This window comes from Deltaproteobacteria bacterium (assembly GCA_011375175.1).
GTDB lineage: Bacteria > Desulfobacterota > GWC2-55-46 > GWC2-55-46 > DRME01 > DRME01.
This window is the reverse complement of the sequence record DRME01000018.1, coordinates 1-24,555: the sequence shown is the minus strand read 5'-3', so window position 1 is coordinate 24,555 and position 24,555 is coordinate 1. Positions and strand designations below refer to the sequence as shown.

Here is a 24,555-nt window from a genome sequence, read left to right as displayed (position 1 = left end):
GCCGAGCAGATAGCCTCGGGCAAGGCGGCCGTCAACGCCTGTCCCGCCGGTGGGCAGGAGGGGGCCGACGCCGTGGCCTCGGTCATGGGTGTGGAGAGCATGGAGGCGACGAGGCTTCTCGCCGTCGTGCTCTGCCGCGGAGGCGACGCGGAGGCCGCCACCAGGGCCTCGTACCGCGGCGAGATGTCCTGCACGGCCGCCCACCTCACGGGCGGAGAGAAGAGCTGCACCTACGGCTGTCTCGGTTACGGCGAGTGCGTCGACGCTTGCAACTTCGACGCCATGGCCATGAACGACAACGGCCTGCCCGTGGTCTTCTACGACAAGTGTGTGGGCTGCGGGGCCTGCGCCAGGGCCTGCCCGCGCGATATCATAGAGATGCACCCGGCCGACAGAAAGCTCTTCGTCTACTGCAAGAACCGCGACAAGGGCGCGCAGGCCAAGAAGGTCTGCAAGGTCGCCTGCATAGGCTGCTCGCTCTGCGTCAAGGACTGCGAGGTGCCCGGAGGCATCGCCATGAAGGAGAACCTCGCGGTCATAGACTACGACAAGTGCCCGCAGAACGACACGCCCACCAGGAGGTGTCCCACCAAGTGCATCCTCTTCGGCGAGGAGGAGAAGATGACGCGCGAGGCATTCTACTCCTCGAACCTCGACAGGGCCGTCTGAGGCGGGGGCGGCGCGAAGGTCTGTAAGGAGACTCCCGGTCCGCTGCAATAGCCGCGACAGGGACGCGCAGGCCGGGGCGCCGCCGGGCCGACGCTCAAGGCGATTTAATTCTGATTTAATAGTAAGTTAATCGAGCCTTGATATAATGTTTTTTTGAAACTTCAGGGAAAAAGGAGTCCAAGGTGTCAACGGTCGGAAAGGGAACCAGGACCAGCCATGTCTTTTACGCCGCCATCCTCCTCGCCTCGCTCCTGCTCGTCTCCTGCCAGAGCAAGACGGACGAGGCCAAGGTCGACGCCGCGAGCCTGCGCGGCGGCGAGACGCGCGAGACGCTCTCGCCCGCCTACTTCACCGGCAAAGCGGCAAGGGCTTACCAGATAGCAAAAGAGATACCCGATGTCCTCGACAGCATCTACTGCTACTGCGACTGCAAGCCCAACTTCGGCCACAAGAGTCTTCTCACCTGTTACGTCGACCAGCACGCCATGCACTGCGACGTCTGCATGAACGAGGCCCTCATGGCCTACGACATGTACAAGCAGGGCATGGACGTGGTGGAGATCAGGGCCGAGATAGACAGGCGATTCGCCCGCAAGAGATAGCCCCGAGATGAAATCCAAAGAGATTCTTATATTTCTGCTCCTGCTCGTCGTCGTCGGCCTCGCGGGCTTCTACGTCGGCACCCGCACCTCCGGCGACGGCGCGGAATCGGACTATGTCTCATCCGGCGTCTCTGACGAGCCCGTCGAGATCAGGCGGTTGAAGGCGAGGCTCGCCGAGAACCCGCGCGACGCCGAGGCGCTGTCCAGGCTCGGCGACGCCTACTTCGGGCTGCGCCGCTTCGGCGAGGCCGCCGCCTACTACAAGAGGGCCATAGAGGTAAACCCCGACGACGTGGACTCGTACAACGACCTGGGGCTCGCCAACCACTATCTGGGCAACTCTCCCGAGGCCCTCAAGTACGTGGAGGAGGGGATCAAGAGAGACCCGAGCTACCAGCGTATCTGGCTCACCAAGGGGTTCGTGCTCGCCTACGGCGTGGGCAACATCGAGGAGGCGAGGTCGGCGTGGGAGAAGGCCCTGAGCCTCGACCCGGACAGCCAGGTCGGCAAGGCGGCCGCCGACTTCCTCAAGGAGATCGAAGGGAAATGATCATATATGGGTGACAAGATCGACGAGACCGCCAGAGAAGCGGCCTCGAGGGGGGCCTTCCAGGCGCTCGGACAGAAGATATGGGCCTTCTTCAACTCCCTCAAGCTCACGCTCTTCGTACTCATAACGCTTGCGGTCGTCTCCATAATCGGCACGGTCGTGCAGCAGGGGCAGCCGCCGGAGCAGTACGTCATGGAGTACGGCGAGCGGTGGGCCGCCGTCATAACGGCGCTCAACCTCAACGACATGTACCACTCCACGTGGTTCATCGCGTTGCTGGCGCTGCTCGCCATGAACGTCGTGGTCTGCACCCTCGAGCGATTCCCGCCCAAGTGGAAGGCCGTGCTCGGCGAGAAGAGTTTCGACGCCAAGGTCCTCTCCAGGCTCTCCAACCGCCGGACCGTCGCCTTCGCCGGCGGCGTGGACGAGGCCTGCGACGCCGCTGTGGCGGCGCTCAAGGCCAGGCGCTACCGCTTCAAGGTCATCGAGACCGGCGAGGGCCGCGGCATCTACGCCTGGAAGGGGGTCATCGGACGCTTCGGCTCGGACCTCACCCACGTAAGCCTCATCGTCATCCTCGTGGGCGCCATAGTCGGAAGCTTCTACGGATACAAGGACTTCAAGTCCATACTCGTGGGCGGGGTGGTGCGCATACCGAACGCCGACTTCTCGCTGCGGCTCGACAAGTTCTGGATCGACTACTACGACACGGGCCAGATAAGGCAGTACAACAGCCTGCTCACCGTCATGGAGGACGGCAGGGAAGTCCTCCAGAAGCAGATATGGGTCAACGAGCCCCTCACCTACAAGGGCATAAGCTTCTACCAGTCGAGCTACGGCATGGCATGGAACAGGATAAGCGAGGCCGAGCTCATGCTCAAGAAGAAGGACAAGGAGGAGTTCGAGCCGCCCTTCAAGGTCAAGTGGTTCGAGAAGACGGCCGTGCCGGGCACGGACTACGAGGTCCGGCTCGTCGAGTACGTTGCCGACTTCGCCTTCGATGAAAAGCTCAAGGTCGTCTACTCCAAGAGCCCCGAGGCCCGCAACCCGGCCGCCCGCGTCGAGATATACCGCGGCGGCAGGCTCGTTGCCTCGCCGTGGCTCTTCTTCAACTATCCCGGACTCTTCTCCACCATACCGGAGACGGAAGACGACCTCGTCTTCGCCGGTTTCAGGCAGGTGCCCTATTCCGGCATCTCCATAAACAAGGACCCCGGCGCGAACATCGTGTGGGTCGGAACGGCCATAATGGGACTGGGCTTCTACCTGGCCTTCTTCGTCTACCACAGGCGCCTGTGGGTCGAGGTGAGACCCGCGCCGTCGGGGGCGGAGATAAGGCTCGGCGGGCTTGTGAACAAGAACAGGTTCGTCATGGAAAGGGAGCTCAACGAGATAGCCGGGGCGCTCGAGGCGGGCGGCCGGGGGTCTTCGTCGGAGGTATAGCACAATGCCGCTGGTGATAATGTCGCTCATGTTCTTTACCATGTCGTTCGCGTTCTACGCGCTGACGGCTGTCTTCTACATAGCCTACGTGGTCTTCAGGAAGCGCTGGATAGGACAGGCGGCCACGTCCATGACCTATGTCTCGCTCTTTTCCATCACCATGGTCCTCATCTTCAGGGCCTCGGAGTCGGGGCACGCGCCGTTCTCGAACCTCTTCGAGTCCATGGTGCTCTTTGTCTGGGCCATGACCATAGGCTACCTCGTCATGGAGCGCAAGTACAGGATGAAGGTCATGGGCTCGGTGGTCATGACCCTTGCGGTGGTGGCCATGCTTTCCGCCTCGCTGCTGCCCTACAGGTTCAAGAGCGTGGAGCCTCTCAACCCGGCGCTCCAGAACAAGTGGAAGTGGATGGTCAATCTCCTTGCGCCGCTGGACCTCCAGCAGTTCGCCATAGGCTGGCTCGACTTCCACGTCTTCACGACCTTCATCGGCTACGCCGCCTTCGCCATAAGCTTCGGCCTCAGCGTCATGTACCTCGTCAAGAGCCGTTTCGAGAAGAGGGGCAGGAATTTCCTGCTCGACATCTTCCCCGACACGAACATGCTCGACGAGCTCGCCTACAGGACCATAGCCTGGGGCTTTCCGTTCCTCGCCGTGGGCATCGTCTCCGGGGCGATCTGGGCCGATTACGCCTGGGGCACCTACTGGAGCTGGGACCCCAAGGAGACGTGGTCGCTCATAACGTGGTTCATCTACGCCGCCTACCTCCACGCCAGGGTCACGAGGGGGTGGCGCGGCAGGAAGGCCGCCTGGCTCTCCATAGCGGGCTTCGCCGCCGTCGTCTTCCTCTACTGGGGGGTGAGCTTCGTCCTCCCCGGCCTCCACGCCTACGCCTGAGGCGGGGCGGTCTGCGGGGCGGTCTGCGGGGCGGTCGAGGGGTTGAGGAGAGCTCCGGCGCCGGTTCGGGCAGCGGCGGGGACGAAGGGGCGATGCGCCGCCGTGACACCGGAGGCGGTGCGGGGAGCCGTACGGGGAGCCCGGTTGACACCGTGACCTCGCGCCCGGGCGGCGCCGCGCCGGCCGGGAATGCAGAGGCGGGAAAGGGAGTTGTCTCAGCGAGATGATCGAAGAAGAGGAAAAACAGGTGCAGGGAGGCTCCGGCTGGCCGGCCGTGGCGGTCGTAGCCGTGGCGGTCGTGGCCGTCATCGCCTACGTGGTGCTTCAGAAGCAGAAGTTCGAGCCCGTCGTGGCCGGAGCGCGGGCCCTGGACTTCACCCTGCCCCTCGTGGGCAAACCCGGCGAGGCGAGCCTTTCCGACTACCGCGGCAAGGTCGTCTTCCTCAACTTCTGGGCCACCTGGTGCAAGCCCTGCGAGGACGAGATGCCCTCCATGCAGCGTCTCTACGAGAAGTACAGGGACAGGGGCCTTGAGATGCTGGCCGTGAGCGTCGATTCGGGGAGCCCCGACGTGGTCGAGGCCTTCGTCAGGAAGTATGGGCTCACCTTCCCGGTGCTCCACGACAGGAAGAGCCGGGTAAAGGAGATATACAAGACCACCGGCGTGCCCGAGACATTCATAATCGATCAGAACGGCGTCATAGCCGAAAAGGTCTGGGGGCCGAGGGACTGGACCAGTCCCCTGAGCACGGCCGTCATAGAGCGGCTCATAAACGAAGGTCCCGGCACGCCGGAGTCGTACAGGGCGAGGGGAGGAGGGCACTGACATGTCCCGGACGAGGCGGGCCGCGGCCGCCTTCTTCGTCGCGGCGCTCATACTCATTTCAGGTCCCGGCGCCGGCGCCGCCGGGGCCGACCCCTGGCGCGAGCTCGGCGTCGAGCGCATGGGGCCCTTCAAGGCCCCGGACTTCACGCTCGACGACGTAGACGGCGCCACGGTGACGCTGAGCGAGCTGCGCGGCAAGGTCGTCTTCCTCAACTTCTGGGCCACTTGGTGCCCGCCCTGCAAGGAGGAGATGCCCTCCATGGAGGCGCTCCACAGGAAGTTCGCATCCAGGGGGCTCGTCGTCCTGGCGGTCAACGACTACGAGTCCAGGGACAAGGCCGCAAGCTTCGTCAAGAAGCACGGCTATACCTTCAGGGTCCCCGTCGACCCGAGCGGCAAGGTGAGCGAGGCCTACAGGGCCATGCTCCTGCCAACGACTTTCATAATCGACCGCCGCGGCATGGTCATAGGCAAGGCGACCGGCGCCAGGCGCTGGGACGGCCCCGAGGCCTTCGAGCTCTTCGGCGAGCTCCTGAAGGCGCGGGGGCCGCACAGTGGAGAGTCGCCGTAGAGGATAGCCCTCGCCACGGAAGGATCGTTTCTCATGACCCAGGACGTAAGCATACCTCTGGCCTTCATGGGCGGCATACTGTCGTTCGTATCTCCCTGCGTGCTGCCCCTGGTGCCGTCCTACATATCCTTCGTCACCGGCATATCCTTCGAGGAACTGACGGGCGACGACGACACCGGCAGACTCAAGGGCGTCATCATCAAGAACTCGCTCATGTTCATCCTCGGCTTCTCGACGGTCTTCGTCGTCATCCTCGGTGCCTCGGCCCAGCTCTTCGGACACCTCTTCATGGAGTACCAGGACGCCATCCGTAAGGTGGGCGGCGTGGTCATCGTCGTCCTCGGCGTCCATATCATAGGCATCATAAACTTCAACTTCCTCCAGCGCGACAAGCGCCTCCACTTCTTCAGGGAAAAGCCCTCGGGGCTTCTGGGCTCGTTCCTCGTGGGCATGGGCTTCGCCGCCGGCTGGACTCCCTGCATAGGCCCCATACTCTCGGCCATCTTCGCCGTGGCCGCCACGAGCGCCAATCCCTGGGCCGGAGTGGTCCTCTTCGTCGCATACTCCTCGGGCCTCGCCATCCCCTTTATCCTCACTTCGCTGGGCATAAACACCTTCCTGCGCCACTTCAACAGGCTCAAGAGGCACATGCGCCTCATCTCCATCGTCACCGGTCTCTTCCTCATAGTCACCGGGGTGTTGATTTTCACGAATTCCTTTGCTATAATGTCAGGGTACTTCAACACGATTCTCCCAAACCTCGGCTGAGTTCGGTTTGAGGGTAGGTGGCGCCTAAAAAACCTGCAACCATAAAGGAGGGTTATGGGGACGAGCAAACTGATCGTTGAGGTCTACGCAAGGAAGGACTGCTGCAACTGCAAGGAGGCCAACGAGGTCATCGGCAGGGTCAACGAGGACATCCCGTTCCGGTACAAGGTCGTGGACATCACCAAGAACGACGACCTCTTCCGCAGGTACAAGGAGGACGTGCCGACCATCTACATCAACGGGAAGAAGGCCTTCAAGTTCAAGGTCGACGAGAACGAGTTCCGCAAGCGGGTGCGCAAGGAGATAATCCGCGAGAGCATGACGCGGCTGTGGAACAAGAAGCAGCACTACAGTTGAGGGCCGCTGTGGCCCGTCGCCTTCCCGCCGAATCCGCCGGCGTCCTTTAGCGCCGGTGCGAGGGGCCTTGTACTCTCATGGCTGCGGGGGAGGTGCCGTTGTGACGGGGCCGCGAGGAGGCGTTACCGCCTCCTCGCGGCCTTCGCGTTTGGGAGCGGGCATCGAGGGGGGCCACAGGGGGCCAGGGGGGCACAGGGGGGCGGCAGAGGGCAGGGGGTAACAGAGTGGGGAGCAGGTGGCAGGGGGCGGGCGTCCGGGCCCGCGCCGGTTCATCTCCCCTGTCGCGGGGCGGCGGGAGTCCGCTCCGGGGCCGCCTCTGCGGAGCGGAGGGTTACATCTTCTGGAGCTCGTCTATGCCGTAGATGCAGATGCGGCTCAAGTCCCTGCCCGGGAAAAAGCTCCTCAGGTGGTTGAGCACCACCCGCTTGGGGGCGAAGCTGGCCAGCACGGCGCATATCCTCCCTTCCGACACCTCGTGTATCTTTTCGAGGAACTCGAGCTGGTGTTCCTTGTCCTTTATGTAGACCTTCACCTTCGCCTCGTAGACCTCGCCGCTCTGAGCGCCCCTGTCCCAGGCGGCGGCGTCCATCTTCTGTCCCTCCTTGCGGCTTCGATCTACGCGGCTGTCCCAGCCGTCTATGACGATGTAGCACTCCCGGCTCACGACGGCGTCCTTGATGTCCGAGTACTTGTCGAGAAGCTTGTGGTAGACGTATGACTCGGGAAAGAGGCTGCGGTACTTGCCGAGCTTGTCCCATCCCTCGTAGGTCTGCTGGAAGCTCGAGTACAGGGCGTAGAGGTGCCTGAAGAACTTGAGGTACGTGGGGTCGTTGTCGAAGCTCTTGCGCTTTATCCAGGCCTTGACCTTCCGGGGGAGGTGCTTTACGTCCATCAGGTTGGCCAGGTCCTCCTCCTTGTAGCAGAAGCAGATGATGGAGGCGTAGTTGTGGAAGTCGGCGTTCTTCTTGTCGAGGAGGATCTGGAGGATGGCGCTTATGTCCGGGTCGCCTTCGAGGCTTTCTATGTAGCGTAGGCTCTTTTCGTCGACAGGGAACTCTACATTCAATCTTCAACCCTCGGCTGACGGCGACCTGGGGGCGAGGATTATGGGGCTGAAGCCCATTCTGTCGGTGAGATCGGCGATGACGGCGCAGGTGTAGGGCAGGCTCTGGTTGACAAGATAGTCCATGTTCTTCTTGTCCTCCAGGAGCGTGGATATTTCGGAGGGCGTCATGGTCTCGTTGAGGTAGATCGCCCCCTCGACCGTCACCTCTATCCTGAAAGGGCCGCCCCCGGCCCCGAAAGTCACCCGGTCCGTCACCGTAAGGTTGAAGCAGTTGTCCCGGCGCCTTGGCAGCCTCGTCGAGTGGCTGACCTCCCTCTTGAGGGAGAGGTTCTTTACCGTTGGTCTTTCGGCGTACCGGGTCTTTCTGGCGGCTGAGACCTTCTTTATATAAAGATCAAGACACTTAATCTTGTCTTTCATGGCGGGGGGGCGGGTATTCAATCCCGCCTGCCGGACCTCGGCGCCTTCGACCCCCTGGACTTCCTCTTGGAGGTGGTCCCGGCAGGTTTCGACGCTGCCGGTTTCGACCCGGCGGGGCCGGCCGTGGGGAAGTAGCCGCTTTCGCTCTCGGAGACGGGGCTTAAGTTTATGCGGCGGTCCGGCTTCTTGGCGCTCAGCGGTATGAGCTCGAAAGGTATCTGGCTGTTGGACGGCCTGTGCATCAACTCCTCGATGTTCTCGAGGTAGTCGCGGGTCTTCATTATGGCGAGGCTCGTCAGGTCCTTCTCGTAGTAATAGGGCACCGAGGCGAGCCACAGCGGGTAGTCGGGGTCCCCGTTCTTCCTCATCTCGTCGAGAGAGGCGAGCAGGTAGTCTCCCGTATGGGCCGCCTGCGTGACCCTTTCCAGGGTCTCGGCGTCCACGGCGTCCACGAACCTGCGCAGCAGCGGCAGCACGTCGGCCACCAGCGCCCTTATCTCCTTCTCTTCCGAGAGCCGCTGGCGCGTCTCTTCTATGTTGTCCGAGTCGGTGAGGTTGCGGTCCGTGAGGTTGGTTATGTTGTGTTTTTTCTTGAGGTGGTCGTCGATGTGCGAGAGGTATTCGAGACAGAAGAGGCCGCACACGACCTTGGAGGCTATGTGCGAGAGGTGTTGCTCGTTGCCCGCGTCCATGTGCCAGAGGGTGGAGACGCGGTTGTAGATGATGTTCGATAGGCTGTGGACGAAACGTTCGCCGACGATGCTCTGCAAGGAGTTCGTGATCTCGTCGGCCCGGTCTGCTGCACCCTTCATATGCGCAACGCCCCCTTCTTCGTATGAGGTGGGTGGTGCCTGACGCCGAGTATGATACGATCACTATAGTCTCAAAGGAGGTCGTTGTCAAGGTCTTTGAGAACGCCCCCCTTCCGGCGGCTTTCCCGCCTCCCTCCCTTTGTGGTATAATTTAAGGAAGCTCTGATTTATTGCACCGAGGGAACCTTTTTGTAAAAGGGTCACAGACCCCCGGTTCCCTCAGACTCCCTCCAAAAACTTTTAACGCGAGTCGTTTTCCCCCTGTTTTGCCAGGCAAAACAGGGGGAAAACGACTCGTATTGAAAGTCTTTGAAGGGGGGCTGGGGGAAACTTTCTTCAGAAAGTTTCCCCCAGGGTAATTAAGGGGAACCGGGGGCTGTGCCCTTTCACAAAGAGGTCCCTCAATAAAGGAGGTTCGACATAGCACAGGTTCATGGAAACACGACGGGGCTCAAGTCGAGCGGGCTCAGGGCGCTGGAGCGCATATACAGGCGCAGGGTGCCGTCCAACGTCCTCGTGACGGCCGAGCTCGCCCGCTGCATGACGGAGCTCTCGCGGGCCATGAGGCGTCAGATAGGGGTCATCATAGACCGCGGCGGCCGCGTCGTCTCGGTCATAGTGGGCGACGAGCGCGAGATAGTCATCCCCCTGCTCGAGGACTACCCGCTGGGCCGCAGGCGGCTTCGGGGCGTGCGCTGCGTCCACACCCATCTGAAGAACGAGCCGCTATCGCGCGACGACCTGACCGACCTGGCGCTGCTGCGTCTGGACATGATGGCGGCCATCGGCGTGGGAGAGGACGGTCTGCCTGCCGACATATATACGGCCCATCTCCTTGCGCCCGGTCGGCGGCAGGGGCGCCCCTCGGAGGGGGAAGGGACGGCGGGCGTGGTGGAGACGGCCCCGGCCGTGCCCTTTCACTCCTTCTCGCTTGCGCTGGACTCCTTCATCGAGGCCCTCGAGGAGGAGATGGCCCGCGCCTCGGCCCTGGCCGTAGACGACGGCCGCGAGCGCGCCATACTGGTGAGCGTATCCACGGCGTCACGCGACGAGCAGCTCGAGCGCCTCGACGAGCTCGCCGAACTCGCCGCGACCGGCGGCGTGGTCGTCATAGACCGCCTCTGTCAGAGGCCCAGGCGCATCCATCCCAAGTACCTCATGGGTTCGGGCAAGCTCAAGGAGGTGGTCATAAGGGCGCTACAGAAGGAGGCGACGCTGCTCGTCTTCGACCAGGAGCTCACGCCCGTGCAGGTGCGCGAGATAGGGAAGGTGACGGAGCTCAAGGTCATAGACCGCACCCAGCTCATACTCGACATCTTCGCCCGCCGGGCCCACTCCCGCGACGGCAAGGTCCAGGTGGAGCTCGCCCAGTTGCGCTACAGGCTCCCGCTTCTCACGGGCAAGGGCACGGCGCTATCCCGGCTCATGGGCGGCATAGGCGGACGCGGTCCAGGCGAGACGAAGCTCGAGATCGACCGCCGCCGCGTCCAGGAGCGCATCACGAGGCTCGAAAAGGAGCTCGAGTCCCTGGGGCGCGGCCGCCGCCAGCGCCGCCGCCGCCGCGCCGAGAGCGGCATACCCATCATATCCATCGTGGGCTACACCAACGCCGGCAAGAGCACCCTTCTCAACGCCCTGACCGCAAGCTCGACGCTCGTCGAGGACAGGCTCTTCGCCACGCTCGACACGGCCACCCGCAGGCTGCGCTTCCCCCGCGAGCGCGACGCCGTCATAACCGACACGGTGGGCTTCATCCGCGACCTGCCGGCCGACCTCAAGCGCGCCTTCCGCTCTACGCTCGAGGAGATGGAGGACGCCGACCTGCTGCTCCACCTGGTCGACATCTCAAGCCCCGGTTTCGAAGGGCGCATGGAGACGGTGGTCGGCCTGCTCGAAGAGATGGGGCTTGACCGTATCCCCACACTCCTCGTCTTCAACAAGACAGACCTCGTCGATCCGTCCTACGTGCGGCGCATGTGCCGCAAGTACGGCGCCGTGGCGCTCTCGGCCCGCGAGCCCGACACCTTCGGCCCGCTGCTTCGGACCATGGAGGCCATGCTCTGGCCCGATGAGACCGCCGAAAGGGGGGCGGACGCCGGCGCCGTCCCGGCATGAGCGCCGCCGTGAAGGGGCTTGTGACGGTGGGCGGCCCCCTTGCGCCGGGAAACACCTTCACCGTGGAGGGCGGGGACCTGGGCGCCCTATTGGAGTGGCGGCCGAGGGCGGGCGAGGCCTTCACGGTCGTCGACGGCGGGGGCAGGCTCCTCCGTGCGCGGCTTACGTCTCTCGGCGATGGGGGCGCGTCCCTCACGGTCTTCGAGGAGACGGGTTTTTCCCTGAGACCCTCTCCGGCCGTAACGCTGCTCCAGGCCCTCCCCATGCGCGAGCGCATGGAGCTTGTCATGGAAAAGGCCGTGGAGCTCGGCGTCGCCCGCATCGTCCCCTTCGAGTCGGTCCGCTCCATAACCCTTGCCGAGCGCGACGGGCGGCAGCGCAAGTCGCACCGCTGGTGGGACCTGGTCCTGCGGGCGGCGAGACAGTCGCGGCGTCCGGACCTTCCGTCTCTCGAAAGGTGCACCGACTTCGAGGGGGCGCTCGCGCTGGCGGCGCCGTCTTCGCTCAAGCTCCTGCTGACCCAGGGCTGCGGCCCTGAGCCGATAAACCGCGTCGTCGACGGCGCCGCCGGGAGGCTCGCCGCCGCCGACGCGACGGTGGCCGTGCTCGTCGGCCCCGAGGGAGGGCTCGACCCAGGCGAGATCGACGCGGCGCGGGCCGCCGGCTTCCTGGAGGTCTCGCTTGGCCGCAACGTCCTTCGCACCGAGACGGCCGCCATCGCCGCCCTCTCCGTCCTCGCCTGCCGCTTCGACGACCTCTGAGCCGCCCGGAGGGGGCCCTCCTCCCTTGGGCGGGAAGGCGGTCCCGTGGCGGCCGGTCCGCGCCAGGCGGCGGTCTTTTACGCCTTTGCGGACCGGCCGCCACGGGACCGTTCGAGGGGTGCGGAAAGACCCGCGGCGAGGTCGTCGCGGAGGCCGCTCCGTGTAACGGCGAGCTCGGACACTTTGCGCACCATCCCTAAAGCGGCGCGGGGAGTCTTCCGAAGAGAAAAGGTCGGTAGTGGAGAAAAAGGCTTGCCCTCGGCCGGTCTTGGGTATAGACTGGAGACTGTCCGGCCGGTGCGGCCGGGTGGGCGGGCTCAAAGGGGGTGCGAAGGTGAAGACCGGGGGTGTGAAGGTGAAGACTCCGTTTCTTTCGTCGACCCGCCGCCGCAGCGGCGCTCGCCGGCCATGGCCGCCCGGGGCGGGCGGGGTGAACAAGGGCTTTCTTTTCGCGGCGCTGGCCGTTGTGCTCCTTCCGGCGAGACTTTTTGCCGACATCTATGTCTACACCGACGACGACGGTGTGATCCACTTTACGAACGTGCCCACGTCGGGCCGCTTCGAGTGGGTCGCGCCCGAGCGCGGCGGCCCGGCCCCTGCGCTCAGCTCCTTCAACGAGATCATAGTCAGGGCCGCCGGCCGCTACGGCGTCGACCCGGCGCTGGTTAAGGCCGTCATCAAGGCCGAGTCTGACTTCGATCCCGAGGCCGTCAGTCCCGCCGGCGCCGTGGGGCTCATGCAGCTCATGCCCGAGACGGCCCGCGTCGTGGGTGTACGCGACCTGCGCGATCCGGCGCAGAACATATACGGCGGCGTGAGGCACCTGAGCCGGCTTCTGCGCGTATTCGACGGCGACACCGTCCTGGCGCTGGCGGCCTACAACGCCGGTGAGAACGCCGTCCGCCGCTACGGCGGCCTGCCGCCCTTCCGCGAGACGAGGGAGTATGTGAGGCGCGTTCTGCGCTGGCGCGACCATTACAGGCGCGGGCTTTGAAGGCCCCATTCCCTCAGGTCCTCGACGGCGAAAGACCCCGTATCCCATGCAGACGCATATGAAGACCGATCTCTGGAACCTGCCCAACAGTCTCTCCGTCGCCAGGATCGCGGCCACACCGCTTCTCATCGTGCTGATGATCTTTCCCGAAAGGGGCATGAGTCTTCTGGCCGCCTTCGTCTTCGCGGCCCTCTGCCTTACCGACTGGCTCGACGGCTACCTTGCGCGCCGCATGAACATCATAACGCCGCTGGGCAAGTTCCTCGACCCCCTGGCCGACAAGCTCCTCATCGTGACCGCCCTCGTTATGCTCATCCCGCTCGGCAGGGTGCCGGCCTGGATGGTGGCGCTCATCATCGGGCGGGAGATCGCCGTCACAGGGCTTCGGGCCGTTGCCGCCAAGGACGGCATCGTCATCCAGGCGAGCCGCTTCGGCAAGTCCAAGACCGTGGCCCAGATAGTGGCCGTAACGCCGCTCATCATCCACTATCCCTATCGGGGCGTCGACTTCCACATCCTCGGCATGGTGCTCTTCACCGCCGCCTTCGCCCTCACCATCTGGTCGGGCGTCGACTACTTCCTGAAGTTCTTCAGGGCCACCGAGCTCGGCGGCACCCGGCGCTGAAGGGCTGCGTCTTTTCACCGCGCGGCCTGTCCCGTCCTCCCGGCGGGGCCGTCCCTTGCGCACCGTCCGGGGTGTGAAAAAAGTTCTGGAAACTCTGATTGATTACCCTGAGGGAACCTTTTTGGAAAAAGGTTCCCTCAGACTCCCTCCAAAAACTTTGAACGCCCTGCGGATCACCCCGATTTTACTTGCAAAATCGGGGTGATCCGCAGGGAATTAAAAGTCTTTGAAGGGGGGATGGGGGAAACTTTCTGCAGAAAGTTTCCCCCAGGGTAATTAATCAGAGCTTTCTTCTTTTTTTTCTTGCCTGGAGAACGTTCTTGATATATAAAATGACCTCTGCTTCATTCCCCACTAATCCAAGGAGGTAAAAGGAGGTCAGATGAAGAAGTCTTGGAGGCGGACACTGGTGGCGGCGGCCGTGGCGGGCCTTGCGCTCTCGGTGGCTTCCGGCGCCCATGCCGGGGCCGACCACGGCCACAAGGGTCACGGTCACAAGGGGCACGGCCACGGCGCCCACTGGGGCTACGAGGGAGAGGGCGGCCCCGAGCACTGGGGCGACCTCTCCGATAAGTTCAGGGCCTGCAAGGAAGGCACGAGCCAGTCGCCCATCGACATCAGGGGCGCCAAGAAGGCCAACCTGCCGGAGATCAGGTTCAACTACTCGACGAGCAAGCTTTCGGTCATAAACAACGGCCACACCATAAAACTCAACTACGACCGCGGTTCGACCATAACGGTGGGGGGCAAGACCTACGAGCTCGTGCAGTTCCACTTCCACAGCCCCAGCGAACACAAGATCGACGGCAAGGCCTACGACATGGTGGCCCACCTCGTGCACATGAACACCGACAAGGAACTGGCCGTCGTGAGCGTGCTCTTCAAGATCGGCGCCAAGAACGCCGTCGTAGACACCATATGGAAGAACCTGCCCGACACGGTCGGCAAGGAGAAGACCCTCACCGACGTCACCATCGACGTGCGCGGCATCCTTCCCTTCGACAGGTCCTACTACCACTACATGGGCTCTCTCACCACGCCGCCCTGTTCCGAGGGCGTGAGCTGGTACGTCCTCAAGGAGCCCGTCGAGGTGAGCCGGGACCAGGTCTCAACGTTCACCTCGCTCTTCCCCAAGAGCGTAAGACCCGTCCAGCCCATAAACGAGCGCGAGATAAAGGAGAACTGAAGCCCCGCGGGGCTGCGGCTCTCTCCAGACCCCCATGGTCCGCGTCCTTCCGGCGCCGTCCCTCTGCGGCGGCGCCGGAAGGCAACGGGGAGGCGTCTCTTCGGTTTTTTCAATGGAGGTCATTTTTTTTCTTGCCAAGAGGGAGTTGTTGTTATATATTTTTCACCCTTCACCGATAGGCCGTGCGGAGGGGTGCGGCGTGCATCGTGGATGAAGTCTAACCGTAATCTGTTCAAAGGAGGGAAATGATGAGGAGATTTCTGGTGGCGGTGATCTTTTCGGTCTTTGCTGTCACGGCCCTGAGCACCTCGTCCGAGGCGTTCCTGCTCGGCGACGAGACCAAGGGGGCGAAGTTCGACCTCGGCGGCGAAAAGGACCTCAAGGTGCGGATAAGGCTCCAGCCCCGTCTCGACATAGGGGACCTCGAGATCAACGAGGCCGGCACCGCTTACGAGAGCGAGAGCGACTTCTACTTCAGGCGCATACGTCTCGAGTTCTACGGCCACATGACCAAGAAGCTCACCTACGCCCTCATACTCAGGGGCGACCACTGGGGTGAGACCGGCATGACCGACAAGATAAAGCTCTACCAGGCCTACGTGAACTACAAGTTCGCCGACGCCTTCAACCTCCACTTCGGCAGGAAGAAGCTCCCCTACTCGAGGGTGTCGCTCACTTCCTCGTCCAAGCAGCTCATCCTCACGAGGCCCCGTTCCACCGAGGCCGCCAAGGGCGTCTTCAAGGACTACTATCAGTTCATGGCCATGGCCCACGGCGGTTTCGCCGACGGCGTCGTCCGCTACGCCCTCGCCGTTGCCGACGGCTTCGTAAACGGCGACACCGTAATGGGCGGCAACAAGGTTCAGAAGGCCAGCCCCGTCTACGTCGCCAGGGTCGAGCTCTCGCTGCCCGGCTGGGTGGAGAAGAAGAAGAAGGACTCGCACCTGGGCAAGGGCCGTCACCTCACCCTCGGCGCAAGCTACGGCGTACAGAACGGCATCGAGTACCAGGGCAGCAACAGCGAGGAGGACCGCACCCTCTTCAACGTCGACCTCTCCGGTCACCTCGGCGGGCTCACCGGCCAGATCGAGTACATCGAGTGGACCATCGACTCCAGTGCCGCCGCCATCGCCGAGACGAAGCCCAAGGGCTGGTACGGCCAGGTCGGCTACTTCATAACCGGTCCCGACATCGAGCCCGTGGTCCGCTACGAGCAGTACGACCAGGACTCCAACTCCTCGGACATGACCGAGAAGATACTCACCGTCGGCCTTAACTGGTACCCCAAGGGCCACTCGGCCAAGGTGGGCGTGAACTGGGTTCAGACCGAGTTCGAGCGTAACGCCTCGGGCTGGCTCGCCAACGACGACAAGAAGAGCGAGGTCCAGATAATGGGGCAGATCTACTACTGAGCCCTTATCGGGGGGAACTCTGTATGGCCGGGGGCTTCCTTTGCGGAAGCCCCCTTTTTTTTGTCTGCACCGGGGCGGCGCCATTTCCCCGTTGCCAATAAAAGCCCCCCTGTGTTAAAAATATAGAAAGCTCTGATTAATTACCCTGGGGGAAACGGGGGCCTATGGCCCTTCTACAGAAAGTTTCCCCCAGTGCAATAAATCAGAGCTTCCATGGGCCGTGCGCGACGACGTAGAGGAGAGGGTGGAGAGGCTTCTGTCCGGTGAAGAGGAGGGCTGAAATACTGGCCGTCGACGACGAGGAGGACATCCTCAACCTCCTCGACTACAACCTGCGCAGGGCGGGCTTCGAGGTCCTGCTCGCCTCGGACGGCCCCGAGGCCATAGAGACGGCGCGGCGCAGGATGCCGGACCTTATCGTGCTCGACATCATGCTCCCCAACATGGAAGGCACCGAGGTCCTCAGAACTCTCAGGTCCGAGGAGAGGACGCGGGCCATACCGGTCGTCATGCTCACCGCCAAGGGCGAGGAGGTGGACAGGATCGTGGGCCTCGAGCTCGGCGCCGACGATTACATCACCAAGCCCTTCAGTCCCCGCGAGCTCATACTGAGGGTGAAGGCCGTGCTCAAGCGCACCGGAGAGGGAGCCGCCCGGCAGCAGCGGCCCCTCTCTTCGGGCGGGATCACCGTAGACAGGGGAAGGCGCAAGGTGAAGATCGGCGACGAGACGGTGAGGCTCACGGCCATGGAGTTCAAGCTGCTCGTCACACTCATGGGCTCGCCGGGCATCGTCTTCAGCCGCGAGAGGCTGCTCGACCGGGTCTGGGGCGAGGACCGTTTCGTCACGCCCCGCACCGTCGATACCCACATAAGGAGGCTTCGCGCCAAGCTCAAGGAGGCCGGAAGCCGCATCGAGACCCTCAGGGGCGAGGGATACGTCTTCAGCGAGGAGCCGCAATGACCGACGCGGCGCTTCTCGACGCCATAGTGAGGGAGATGCACACCGGCGTGGTCGTAATCGACAGCTCGCGCCGCGTGGTCCACGCCAACCCCTTCTTCATCGAATCCTTCCGCGTCGCGGGAGAGCCCCGCGGGAAGCTCCTCGACGCCATAATCGGCGACGGCGCCGTCTCCGGGGCCGTGGACCGCTTCATCGACAGCGGCGCCATCCCCGAGGGCAAGATCGACTTCTGCGAGGGCGGCAGGTTCTACAAGGTCAGGTTCGTTCCGCTGAGAGGCGACGACGGCGCGCGGCTTGTGCTCTTTTTGCAGGACGTGACCGAGGAGAAACGGGTCGAGGCCATAAAAAAAGACTTCGTGGCAAACGTCTCGCACGAGCTCAGAACGCCCCTTGCCAGCATCAAGGGCTACTCCGAAACGCTCCTTGACGGCGCCGTCGAGGACAGGCGCACCCTTTCCGAGTTCCTGCGCATAATAGACAGGCATGCAACGCGCATGACCCGGCTCATCGAGGACCTCCTCACCCTCTCGCGGCTCGAGTCCCAGCCGCTCGTCATGGACTCGCGCCCCGTCGACATGGGCGAGGTCATAACGGCCAGCGCCGCCGGCTTTGCAAAACAGGCGGCCGACAAGGGGATAGGGCTCGCCGTAAGCGTCCCGCCGGGGCTTCCGACCGTCTGCTGCGACCGCGACAGGATAGAGCAGGTGCTCGTCAACCTCCTCGACAACGCCATAAAGTACACGCCCAACGGCGGGAGCGTCGAGGTCTCGGCCCGCGACGACGGCGCTTGCGTAAGGGTCGAGGTGCGGGACACGGGCATCGGCATTCCGGCCGGCGACATTCCGAGGATCTTCGAGAGGTTCTACAGGGTCGACAAGGCGAGGAGCCGCGCCATGGGCGGGACGGGGCTGGGCCTGGCCATCGTAAAACACATCATCCAGGCCCACGACGGCACCGTATCGGTGGAGAGCGCGCCGGGCGAGGGCTCGACCTTCGCCTTCACCCTCAAGCGCGGAAGCGGGGATTGCTGTTGATCGGAGGGCTCTGCCCGGAGGGGACCGAGGGGCCGCGACGGGGGTCGGAGCCGTCAAGCGTCGGTGCCTTCGCCGCTCCCGGCCGGAGAGGTCCGTTCGCCCAAGGCGTATACCCCCGCCTTGCGCGGGCGGACCTCTCCGGCCGGGAGCGCGGCAAGGGGGGAGAGGGGCCCCTGCGAAGGAAGTCCACACCGGGAGGCCGGCGTCGTGGAGAGGGCATGGCGGTCATAGAGGCAAGGGAGCTCAGGAAGAGCTATAACGGTGTCGAGGCCGTGCGGGGCGTGAGCTTCGAGGTCTGCGAGGGCGAGACCTTCGGTTTTCTCGGACCAAACGGCGCCGGCAAGACGACGACCATAAGCATACTCTGCACGCTGCTCTCCGCGGACTCGGGGACGGCCCTCGTCAACGGCTACGATTGCATGAGGCAGTCGCGGCTCGTGCGCTCCTCCATCGGCCTCGTCTTCCAGGAGGTGACGCTCGACAACGAGCTGACGGCCCGGGAGAACCTCATGTTCCACTGCTACATGTACGGCATGGAGCGCGCGACGGCGGAGGAGAGGATAGACGAGATACTGGAGGTGGTGGGGCTTTCGGGCAGGCGCGACGACTTCGTCAAGACCTTCTCGGGCGGCATGAAGCGCCGGCTCGAGATAGCGCGGGGGCTTTTGCACCGTCCCCGGGTCCTCTTCCTCGACGAACCGACCCTGGGGCTCGATCCCCAGACCCGGAGCAGCGTGTGGGAGTTCATAAGGGCCATGAAGAAGGACGAGGGCAACACGGTCTTCATGACGACCCACTACATGGACGAGGCCGAGGTCTGCGACCGCATCGCCATAATCGACGGCGGCCGCATAATCGCCTGCGACACGCCCGAAAGGCTGAAGGCCTCGATAAAGGGTGATCGCATATTCCTTCGCACAAGCGACAACGCCAGGGCGGCCAGGGAGATCAGGGAGCGCTTCGGTCTCGTGGTGACCTCCGTGGGATCGGGGCTCGTCCTCATAGTAAAGGGTGGCGAGCGCTTCATCCCCAGGCTCTTCGAAACGCTTTCGACCGAGATACTGACGGTCAACCTCAAGCGTCCCACGCTCGACGACGTCTTCCTCCACCACACGGGCCGCGAGATGCGCGACTCCGATGCCGGCGAGCCCGCGGGCCGGCGGTGACGGGAGCAAGCCGCGAGAAGTGATATCCTACAGGGCCGTATACGTCATAGTGCTGCGCGAGTTCAAGCGTTTTTTCCGGCAGCGGGGCCGCCTGGTGACGACCCTCGCAAGACCGCTCATCTGGCTCTTCATAGTCGGGGCGGGGTTTACGAAGATCGTCGAGAGCTCGACCTCCGTCGACTACATGCAGTTCATCATGCCCGGCGTCGTGGGTATGACCATACTCTTCAGCTCCATCTTCTCGACCATATCGGTCGTCTGGGACCGGGAGTTCGGTTTCCTGCGCGAGATGCTCGTGGCGCCCGTATCGAGGGTGACCATAGTGGTTGGAAAGCTCGTAAGCGGCACGGCGCTCTCGCTCTTCCAGGGCACGGCGCTTCTGCTCATAGCGCCGGTGCTGGGCCTTGAGGTGGGGCTGCGCGAGGCGGCGGCCATGGTCCTCTTCATAACGCTGCTGTCCCTGGCCGTCACGGCCTTCGGGCTCTTCGTGGCCTCGCACCTCACGAGCCTCGAGGGCTTCAACGTCATAATGAACTTCATCGTGCTGCCCATGTTCTTCCTCAGCGGCGCGCTCTACCCTGTGACCACCCTGCCGCTCTTTCTGCGGCCCCTGGTGTACATGAATCCGCTGAGTTACGGCATAGACTCGTTCAAGCACGTCCTGCTTCCGCCGGGCGGCGTGCTCGGCCCGGAGCTTCCCCTGTGGGCCGACACGGCCTTCGTCTCCGTCTTCGCGGTCGTGATGATCGCCCTTGCGGCCCATGCCTTCGAGAAGAGGTAAGGAGAAGGGCGCCGCGGCGCCGGGCACGCTCTATGTGGTGGGCACACCGATAGGGAACCTCGAGGACATCACCTTCAGGGCCGTGCGGGTCCTCGGGGAAGCGGACCTCGTGGCCGCCGAGGATACGCGCCGCACCGGAAGGCTCCTGGCCCGCTACGGCATAGCGACGGCCCTTACGAGCTACCACGAGCACAACGAGCGCGGCAAGGCGGCGCTCATACTGGAGAAGCTCGCGGCGGGACGAAGTGTCGCGCTCGTCACCGACGCCGGAACGCCCGGCGTCTCGGACCCCGGCTACAGGCTCGTGCGCCTTGCGGCGGCCCGGGGCGTGAGGGTCGAGGCCGTGCCCGGCCCGTCGGCGGTGACGGCCCTTTTAAGCGTGGCCGGCCTCGGCACCGAGCGCTTCACCTTTCTCGGATTCGTCCCCACGGCGGCCGGACGGCGCAGGGAGATGTGGCTTGAGATGAAGGCGCGGCCCTCCACCTACGTGATCTTCGAGTCGCCGCGCAGGCTCGGCAAGACGCTCGCCGAGATGGCCGCAGAGCTCGGCGACGTGGAGGCCGTCGTGGGCCGCGAGATGACGAAGCTGCACGAAGAGGTGGTCCGCGGCCGCCTGACGGAGCTTGCCGGCAAGCTCGCCGGCGGCGGGACCAGAGGCGAGGTGACCATCGCCGTCAGGACCGAGCCCGCCGCCGCGTCGGCCGACGACGTGGAGGCCGAGCTCGCAAGGCTGCTCGACTCGGGCCTTGCGCTCAGGGAGGCGGCGAGGGCCGCGGCGGCGAGCTTTGACATATCGCGCAGCGAGGCCTACGCCCTGGCGCTGAGACTCAAGCGACGGTGAGCGCCCGCGCGGCGGCCGCGGCGCCTCCGGTAAGGACCGCGGCCGGAGGGCCGCAACAGGGACCGCTCCGCCTGAGGGAAAGGAGCCTGCATGAAACGTATAATCATAGGGATCGTCATAGGCATAGCGCTCTTCATAGCCTTTCTCGTCTTCGACGGACCGTCATACCTCGAGCGGCTGGGAGAGAAGACCGAGGAGGCGGGACGCAAGCTCGGCGAGTACAGGGAGAAGCTCGACAGGTCGGCAAGGGAGGCGAGGGAGTCGATAGACTCGGCCAGGGAGGAGGTGCGCCGGCTCCTGCCCTGAAGAGAGGGCGTCGTCTGACGGTCTTGCTTCAGGGACGCCTCCCGGCGGCAAGCAGCTCGAAGGAGAAGCGCAACCGAGTTACGGTCGCTCCCACGTAGACCTGATCCATCGTGATCTCGGCGCGGCGGGCCTCGGGGTCCGGAGGCCGGAAGACGAGGTGTCTTCTTACGGCGCGGTCCGGTCCGATCACCTCGACGAGGTCGTAGATGCGGCCCTCGATTTCCGAGAGAAGCCGTCCTCCTTCGTCCATCTCTCTTGCCATGGCGTGGAAGTCCGTGAGGTCGAGTGGTTTCTCGTAACCCAGCTCGTCGTCGCGCATGACCGTGTATATGGGGTTGTAGACGACCTTGGCGTTCGTGGAGTTGCTTATCTCCATGGCTATGACGACGAAGCCGGCGGCCGCGAGGCCGTCGATGAGCGCCGAGCCCGACGGCTCGTCCGGCGCAAGGGGATGGAGCGTTACGCGCAGGCCGCCGGCGGTGAAGCTCGCCGAGCGCGCCTGCGTCGAGTAGCCGGGGACATCGGTCTCGGCGGGACGGAGCATGAGCGGCCCGGCTGGCCCTCCGCCGTGGCCTGCGCAGCCTGCGGCCGCCACGGCCGCCGCAGCGAGCGCCGCGAACAGGGGCCGCCACTGGCCGTCTTTCCTCACCGCCGGAGTCAGTACCTTATGTCGAAGCCGTCGAAGCCGCCTTCGTACTCTTCCCACCGGACCTCCACGTCGTCGACCCTCGCCGCGGGAGGGCCCTTGCGGCACCAGCGGACGAGTTCCTCCACGGCCCCTCGTTCCCCCTCGGCCACGGCCTCGACCGAGCCGTCCGGGAGGTTGCGCACCCAGCCCCCAAGGCCGAGCCGCCGCGCCTGGCTCCTTGTCTCGGCCCTGAAGTAGACGCCCTGCACGAGACCGGTCACCCTGATGTGAGCCCTTTTGAGTTCCATGGGAGGGAATCTATCACAGAGACCGCGCCCTTTTCAAGCCCGCGCCGGCCGCAAATTCTTTGCCGCCGGCTCATTGCCGGTGTTATGATATGGGGAGAGTCCTGGGGGAAACTTTCTGTAGAAGGGCCACAGGCCCACGTTTCCCCCAGACCCTTCGATTACTCCGGGGGAAACTTTCTGTAGAAAGTTTCCCCCAGGCCCCCTTCAAAGACTTTTAATACGAGTTGGTTTCCCCCTGTTTTGCCTGGCAAAACAGGGGGAAACCAACTCGCATTAAAAGTTTTTGGAGGGAGTCTGAGGGAACCTTTTTACAAAAAGGTTCCCTCAGTTTTACAAAAAGGTTCCCTCAGTGCAATGAATCGGAGGTTCCTTAAGATTTCAGAGGAGGTGACGCGCCGTGGAGATAACCGTCATAGGAGGCGGACTTGCGGGCTGCGAGGCGGCCTGGCAGGCCGTGCGCCGGGGGCTTCGGGCCGTCATCTACGAGATGAGGCCGCTGAAACTCACGCCTGCCCACAGGACCGGGGGGCTCGCGGAGCTGGTGTGCAGCAACTCGCTCAAGAGCGAGGACATCGACAACGGCGCCGGGCTCCTCAAGGAGGAGATGCGGCGCATGGGCTCGCTCGTCGTCGAGGCGGCGCTCGGCAGCCGGGTGCCCGCCGGAAAGACCCTCGCCGTGGACCGCGAGGCCTTCTCGCACTATATTACGGGTGCACTCGAGGCCGCGGGCGTTGAGATAAGGCGCGGGGAGGTGACGTCACTGCCTGCCGCGAGGCCCCTCGTCATCGCCACGGGACCGCTCACGGCCGGCGCGCTGGCCGACGAGATACGCCGCCTGGCGGGGGGCGGGGGCCTCTACTTCTACGACGCCGTGGCCCCCATAGTCTACGGCGAGACCATAGACATGGACGTGGCCTTCGCCGCCTCGCGCTACGGCCGCGGCGGGGCCGACTACATCAACTGTCCCATGACGCGCGGCGAGTACGAGCGCTTCGCCGTAGAACTCCTCAACGCCCGCAGGGCCCCGCTCCACGACTTCGACAGGGAGATACCCTATTACCGGGGGTGCATGCCCATAGAGGCCATGGTGGAGCGGGGGCTCAGAACGCCGCTCTTCGGTCCCCTTCGGCCCGTGGGACTCACGGACCCCCGCACGGGGGAGAGGCCCTACGCCGTCGTACAGCTCAGGAGGGAGGACCGCGAGGGCAGGCTCTTCAACATGGTGGGCTTCCAGACACGCCTGGCCTACGACGAGCAGAAACGGGTCTTCACCATGATCCCGGGGCTCGAGAGGGCGCGCTTTGCAAGGCTCGGAAAGATACACCGCAACAGCTACATCGACTCGCCCAGGCTCCTGACGCCGGCGCTCGAGCTGCGGGGTGCGCCGGGCCTCTTCTTCGCCGGTCAGATCACCGGTGTGGAGGGTTACTGCGAGTCCGCCGCCATGGGGATCGTGGCCGGCATGAGCGCTGCGGCCTTCGCCGCCGGCGCCGCCTTCCGGCCTCCGCCGCGCGAGACCATGACGGGCTCGCTCGCAGCCTACATAACGGACGGGTCGGTAAAGCGCTTCCAGCCCATGAACGCCAACTTCGGACTCCTTCCGGGAGGCGGGGGCGGCAGGAAGAGGCGGGCCCACACCGCCGCCCGCGCGCTCCGGGCCATGGAGCGCTGGCTTGAGCTTTCCCCTTGCAACTGAAAAACCTATCTGGTAGATTTAGCGGTATGGACAGACGCAAGAAAGTGCTCGTCGACGCCCTCGACGACGATGATGAGCACGTGAGGGCCACGGCGGCCGAGGCGCTCGAAAGGCTCGACATGCGTGAAAGGATGCCCGTCTTCGAGCGCAATCTCGCAACGGGCGACAAGGTCACCAAGCTGCGCACCATCTACGGCATCTCGCCGCTGCGCGGAAACGACGTGCTCAGGCTGCTCGTCAAGGCCGTCAAGGACCCCGAGGAGGACGTGAGGGCCGCCGCCGTGCGCGAACTCGGCAATCACGGCGACACCCGCGTGCTGTCCACACTGGTCGAGGCCCTCGGCGACGAGAGCCCCGTCGTAAGGCGCGTGGCCGTCGAGGCCATAACCCGCTTCCGCGAGCCCAAACTCCTGGGCTATCTGATGAAGATGCTCAAGGACAGAGACCCGGGCGTCATAGAGCGGGCCCTCGAGGCCATAGGACGCCTCGGCGACAAGCGCGCCGAGGAGGCGATGATATACTTTACCAGAAAAGGCAGGCCCGCCATGAAGAGCCTTGCCCTCAAAGCCCTCGGCCTCATGGAGATATGAAGGAGACTCCGATTGAAGGAAGCTCTGATTTATTGCACTGAGGGAACCTTTTTGTAAAAAGGTTCCCTCAGACTCCCTCCAAAAACTTTTAATGCGAGTTGGTTTCCCCCTGTTTTGCCTGGCAAAACAGGGGGAAACCAACTCGCATTGAAAGTCTTTGAAGGGGGT

The 24,555-nt window shown here is 64.0% G+C and carries 28 protein-coding genes; 23 read left to right on the top strand and 5 right to left on the bottom strand.

Features of this window, described 5'->3' with window-relative positions; translation table 11 throughout:
• The 9 genes from ENJ37_01360 to ENJ37_01320 all read left to right on the top strand — a co-directional run.
• A partial coding sequence (locus ENJ37_01360) for a hypothetical protein (protein ID HHL39132.1) occupies window positions 1-669 on the top strand: 669 nt, incomplete at its 5' end.
• A 182-nt stretch (window positions 670-851) separates the two neighbouring features.
• Window positions 852-1,271, top strand: a complete 420-nt coding sequence (locus ENJ37_01355) for a hypothetical protein (protein ID HHL39131.1) — start codon at window positions 852-854, stop codon at window positions 1,269-1,271.
• A 7-nt stretch (window positions 1,272-1,278) separates the two neighbouring features.
• Window positions 1,279-1,821 carry a tetratricopeptide repeat protein gene (locus ENJ37_01350; protein ID HHL39130.1) on the top strand — a complete coding sequence of 181 codons (543 nt, stop codon included), beginning with the start codon at window positions 1,279-1,281 and terminating at the stop codon, window positions 1,819-1,821.
• Window positions 1,822-1,827: 6 nt separating this feature from the next.
• Entirely contained in the window at window positions 1,828-3,264 is a 1,437-nt protein-coding gene (locus tag ENJ37_01345) for a cytochrome c biogenesis protein ResB (GenBank protein HHL39129.1), read from the top strand.
• A 4-nt stretch (window positions 3,265-3,268) separates the two neighbouring features.
• Complete coding sequence (gene ccsB, locus ENJ37_01340; GenBank protein ID HHL39128.1) at window positions 3,269-4,162, top strand: c-type cytochrome biogenesis protein CcsB; 894 nt, start codon at window positions 3,269-3,271, stop codon at window positions 4,160-4,162.
• Between the two features lie 223 nt (window positions 4,163-4,385).
• The gene (locus ENJ37_01335; protein HHL39127.1) at window positions 4,386-4,988 is read left to right on the top strand and encodes a TlpA family protein disulfide reductase; all 603 of its coding nucleotides are present in this window, start codon (window positions 4,386-4,388) and stop codon (window positions 4,986-4,988) included.
• A gap of 1 nt (window position 4,989) precedes the next feature.
• Window positions 4,990-5,559, top strand: a complete 570-nt coding sequence (locus ENJ37_01330; protein HHL39126.1) for a TlpA family protein disulfide reductase — start codon at window positions 4,990-4,992, stop codon at window positions 5,557-5,559.
• Window positions 5,560-5,592: 33 nt separating this feature from the next.
• Window positions 5,593-6,327, top strand: a complete 735-nt coding sequence (locus ENJ37_01325; protein HHL39125.1) for a cytochrome c biogenesis protein CcdA — start codon at window positions 5,593-5,595, stop codon at window positions 6,325-6,327.
• A 54-nt stretch (window positions 6,328-6,381) separates the two neighbouring features.
• Complete coding sequence (locus ENJ37_01320; protein ID HHL39124.1) at window positions 6,382-6,684, top strand: glutaredoxin family protein; 303 nt, start codon at window positions 6,382-6,384, stop codon at window positions 6,682-6,684.
• 331 nt (window positions 6,685-7,015) lie between these two features.
• Here the strand turns inward: ENJ37_01320 and ENJ37_01315 are convergent, their stop codons facing one another.
• From ENJ37_01315 to ENJ37_01305, 3 genes are read right to left on the bottom strand one after another with little or no spacing between them, the layout of a single operon-like run.
• A complete protein-coding gene (locus tag ENJ37_01315; protein ID HHL39123.1) occupies window positions 7,016-7,750 on the bottom strand; it encodes a hypothetical protein in 735 nt (244 codons plus the stop codon).
• Window positions 7,751-7,753: 3 nt separating this feature from the next.
• Window positions 7,754-8,170, bottom strand: coding sequence for a hypothetical protein (locus tag ENJ37_01310; GenBank protein ID HHL39122.1), 417 nt, complete (start codon window positions 8,168-8,170; stop codon window positions 7,754-7,756).
• 17 nt (window positions 8,171-8,187) lie between these two features.
• Window positions 8,188-8,982 carry a hypothetical protein gene (locus ENJ37_01305; protein ID HHL39121.1) on the bottom strand — a complete coding sequence of 265 codons (795 nt, stop codon included), beginning with the start codon at window positions 8,980-8,982 and terminating at the stop codon, window positions 8,188-8,190.
• A gap of 420 nt (window positions 8,983-9,402) precedes the next feature.
• Here ENJ37_01305 and hflX point away from each other — a divergent pair, with 420 nt between their 5' ends.
• From hflX to ENJ37_01245, 12 genes are all read left to right on the top strand, one after another.
• Window positions 9,403-11,097: a GTPase HflX gene (gene hflX / locus ENJ37_01300; protein HHL39120.1), complete on the top strand. Its 1,695-nt coding sequence runs from the start codon at window positions 9,403-9,405 to the stop codon at window positions 11,095-11,097.
• Complete coding sequence (locus ENJ37_01295) at window positions 11,094-11,858, top strand: 16S rRNA (uracil(1498)-N(3))-methyltransferase (GenBank protein HHL39119.1); 765 nt, start codon at window positions 11,094-11,096, stop codon at window positions 11,856-11,858. The genes hflX and ENJ37_01295 overlap by 4 nt, the downstream gene beginning before the upstream one ends.
• Window positions 11,859-12,288: 430 nt before the next feature.
• Window positions 12,289-12,852 (top strand): lytic transglycosylase domain-containing protein, encoded by a 564-nt coding sequence (locus ENJ37_01290; GenBank protein ID HHL39118.1) that lies wholly within the window; start codon window positions 12,289-12,291, stop codon window positions 12,850-12,852.
• A 46-nt stretch (window positions 12,853-12,898) separates the two neighbouring features.
• Window positions 12,899-13,477, top strand: coding sequence for a CDP-diacylglycerol--glycerol-3-phosphate 3-phosphatidyltransferase (gene pgsA / locus ENJ37_01285; GenBank protein HHL39117.1), 579 nt, complete (start codon window positions 12,899-12,901; stop codon window positions 13,475-13,477).
• A 382-nt stretch (window positions 13,478-13,859) separates the two neighbouring features.
• A complete protein-coding gene (locus tag ENJ37_01280) occupies window positions 13,860-14,663 on the top strand; it encodes a carbonic anhydrase family protein (GenBank protein HHL39116.1) in 804 nt (267 codons plus the stop codon).
• Between the two features lie 245 nt (window positions 14,664-14,908).
• Window positions 14,909-16,075, top strand: coding sequence for a hypothetical protein (locus ENJ37_01275; GenBank protein HHL39115.1), 1,167 nt, complete (start codon window positions 14,909-14,911; stop codon window positions 16,073-16,075).
• A 281-nt stretch (window positions 16,076-16,356) separates the two neighbouring features.
• On the top strand, window positions 16,357-17,037 hold the full coding sequence (locus ENJ37_01270; protein HHL39114.1) for a response regulator: 681 nt from the start codon (window positions 16,357-16,359) through the stop codon (window positions 17,035-17,037).
• The gene (locus ENJ37_01265) at window positions 17,034-18,071 is read left to right on the top strand and encodes a PAS domain-containing sensor histidine kinase (protein ID HHL39113.1); all 1,038 of its coding nucleotides are present in this window, start codon (window positions 17,034-17,036) and stop codon (window positions 18,069-18,071) included. The genes ENJ37_01270 and ENJ37_01265 overlap by 4 nt, the downstream gene beginning before the upstream one ends.
• A 218-nt stretch (window positions 18,072-18,289) precedes the next feature.
• Window positions 18,290-19,237, top strand: a complete 948-nt coding sequence (locus tag ENJ37_01260; GenBank protein ID HHL39112.1) for an ATP-binding cassette domain-containing protein — start codon at window positions 18,290-18,292, stop codon at window positions 19,235-19,237.
• Window positions 19,209-20,018: a hypothetical protein gene (locus tag ENJ37_01255; protein ID HHL39111.1), complete on the top strand. Its 810-nt coding sequence runs from the start codon at window positions 19,209-19,211 to the stop codon at window positions 20,016-20,018. Before ENJ37_01260 ends, ENJ37_01255 begins: the two co-directional genes overlap by 29 nt.
• Window positions 19,999-20,859: a 16S rRNA (cytidine(1402)-2'-O)-methyltransferase gene (gene rsmI, locus ENJ37_01250; protein ID HHL39110.1), complete on the top strand. Its 861-nt coding sequence runs from the start codon at window positions 19,999-20,001 to the stop codon at window positions 20,857-20,859. Before ENJ37_01255 ends, rsmI begins: the two co-directional genes overlap by 20 nt.
• A 90-nt stretch (window positions 20,860-20,949) precedes the next feature.
• Window positions 20,950-21,165 (top strand): hypothetical protein, encoded by a 216-nt coding sequence (locus ENJ37_01245; protein ID HHL39109.1) that lies wholly within the window; start codon window positions 20,950-20,952, stop codon window positions 21,163-21,165.
• A gap of 28 nt (window positions 21,166-21,193) precedes the next feature.
• On the opposite strand, the gene ENJ37_01240 is transcribed toward ENJ37_01245, so the two are convergent.
• Window positions 21,194-21,814, bottom strand: a complete 621-nt coding sequence (locus ENJ37_01240) for a hypothetical protein (GenBank protein HHL39108.1) — start codon at window positions 21,812-21,814, stop codon at window positions 21,194-21,196.
• Window positions 21,815-21,822: 8 nt separating this feature from the next.
• Window positions 21,823-22,101 carry an acylphosphatase gene (locus ENJ37_01235; protein HHL39107.1) on the bottom strand — a complete coding sequence of 93 codons (279 nt, stop codon included), beginning with the start codon at window positions 22,099-22,101 and terminating at the stop codon, window positions 21,823-21,825.
• Between the two features lie 397 nt (window positions 22,102-22,498).
• Between ENJ37_01235 and ENJ37_01230 the strand changes: the two genes are divergently transcribed.
• A complete protein-coding gene (locus ENJ37_01230) occupies window positions 22,499-23,797 on the top strand; it encodes a methylenetetrahydrofolate--tRNA-(uracil(54)-C(5))-methyltransferase (FADH(2)-oxidizing) TrmFO (GenBank protein ID HHL39106.1) in 1,299 nt (432 codons plus the stop codon).
• A 26-nt stretch (window positions 23,798-23,823) separates the two neighbouring features.
• On the top strand, window positions 23,824-24,387 hold the full coding sequence (locus tag ENJ37_01225) for a HEAT repeat domain-containing protein (protein HHL39105.1): 564 nt from the start codon (window positions 23,824-23,826) through the stop codon (window positions 24,385-24,387).
• Window positions 24,388-24,555: the final 168 nt, after the last annotated feature.